Source organism: Streptomyces sp. NPDC007095 (assembly GCF_040634475.1).
Classification (GTDB): Bacteria; Actinomycetota; Actinomycetes; order Streptomycetales; family Streptomycetaceae; genus Streptomyces.
In genome coordinates, this window is sequence record NZ_JBEYFS010000497.1 from 1 (window position 1) to 1,953 (window position 1,953).

At 60.7% G+C, this 1,953-nt stretch carries 1 protein-coding gene; it reads right to left on the bottom strand.

What is annotated here, in order from left to right:
* Positions 1-88: 88 nt before the first annotated feature.
* Complete coding sequence (ltrA, locus tag ABZ656_RS57705) at positions 89-1,342, bottom strand: group II intron reverse transcriptase/maturase (RefSeq protein ID WP_360280744.1); 1,254 nt, start codon at positions 1,340-1,342, stop codon at positions 89-91.
* Positions 1,343-1,953 lie beyond the last annotated feature (611 nt).

Consider the following 1,953-nt stretch of genomic DNA (forward strand, 5'->3'; position numbering starts at 1 on the left):
TGGTCGGGTGGCCCGGGGGAATCTCACCCCCGGGCTCCCACAGATCCCGGCGTGAATCTCTCAATTCACCGGGCTCTTGTCATCCTGATCACCAGGCCGTGCGGGTCCACTGCCAGTGCGCGAACATGCGGGGATACCGGTTCGTGATGCCTTCCCAGCATTTCTTGGCTTTCTTGTACCCGTGAAACCGCTTGTACTTCTTACGAATCCAGCGCATCAAGTAGGCATTGACGCGCTGAAGGAAGGGGATCAGCTCGGAGCGGTAAAACGCCCCGTAATACTGCATCCAACCGCGCACGACCGGATTGATCTGTCGTGCGATCTCGGCGAAGGTGTGGCCGGTTCGCAGGTGAATCCGCCAACTACGGACTTCCCTGCTGATCCTGTTCAGGGCTTCCTTGCTGACCGCCGGCAAGAACGAGGTGAAGTTCACCCCATGTTTGTCGCGCGCCTTGCGGGCACGGAACGTGAATCCCAGGAAGGTGAACGACGTGTGCTCGTACGAGCCTCGGCGTCTTCCGTCCCGGCAGTAGACGATCCGGGTTTTGGCCGGGTGCAGTCGCAGCCCGACCTCCTCCAGCCTGTCGCCGATCGCCCAGACCAGAACGCGAGCCTGTCGCTCGCTGACGCAGTGGACGACGGCATCATCCACATACCGTTCGAACCGGACGGCCGGAAACTCCCGGGCCATCCAGGCATCAAACGCGTAGTGGAGGAACAGGTTTGCCAACACGGGCGAAACCGCTGAACCTTGGGGGGTTCCGCGGCCGCGCTCCTGCAAGGATCCGTCGGGCAGTTGCAGCGGTGCACGAAGCCACCGCTTGACGTAGAGAACCACCCAAACGGCGTCGGTGTGTGCCTCCACCGCTTTGACGATCAGGTCGTGGGGCACACTGTCGAAGAACTTTTCGATGTCCAAATCAAGGACCCAATTAGCTTTCCAACAGCGTTCCCGGCATCTTGCTACTGCGTCCAACGCCGACCTTTGCGGCCGGTAGCCATAGGAGTCCTCATGGAAAACAGGCTCCACGTTGGGCTCCAAATGCATAGCTACCACCGTTTGTGCCACGCGATCAGCCACAGTGGGCACACCGAGAATCCGCACACCATCGCCATGCGACTTTGGAATTTCCACCGCTTTCACCGGTGGCGGGAAGTAGCTCCCCGAAGACATCCTGTTCCAGACCTTATACAGATTGCTCTGCAGGTCCTTCTCGAAGTCCTCGATGGAGCAGGCATCCACCCCCGGTGAACCCTTATTTGCCTTGACCTTCTCCCATGCCTCCCAGACTCTCCACTTGGAAATATCAAACGGCTTGCTTGATGACTTCAGCGCATCCACGCGACTCCTCCCGGAGAACATCCGGTTGATCGAACGAACACAGCCACGGATGACCCGGCCCCTTGGCTCCGTCCCCCGTTAAAGGGACTTCGTCGCTACTACGAGCCGGTCCGCCAGCGTGCCCCGCGACGGTACTCAGCGCCTTGCGGTTTCGGCCGCTTGGCGCGCTTCCTCTCGCGTCACCGCACCCAGCGCGACGACGCAGTGTCGGGGCGACACCTTCCCAGGTTCCATGCAGAAGCCGCAGATCAGGCTCGCGCCGCCTCCATGCCGGACACCACCTGGCCAATAAGCGGGCACCCGCCAGGCTCATCCCGGAGCCGTAATGACACCCCGGTTTTGATGTCGTCTCAGTATGTTTCGACATATCGTCAGCGGTTCGCTTTCGCTCGCCTTCCTGATCCCCACCTGACGCATCAAGTGCGCCTTTTCCGTGATGCTCACCACGCACGGCATTTAACCGCCGCAGCTCACGGTGGTTTGAAATCTCCCCCCACAGGGCGACTTCGAAGGGCCACAGCCTTCATCTCCCGCACAGCACCGCATCCGGCGAGACTCCTACCTCAACTCCCACCTTCTGCGCTCCTGGCGCACCATTACGCATACCTCCC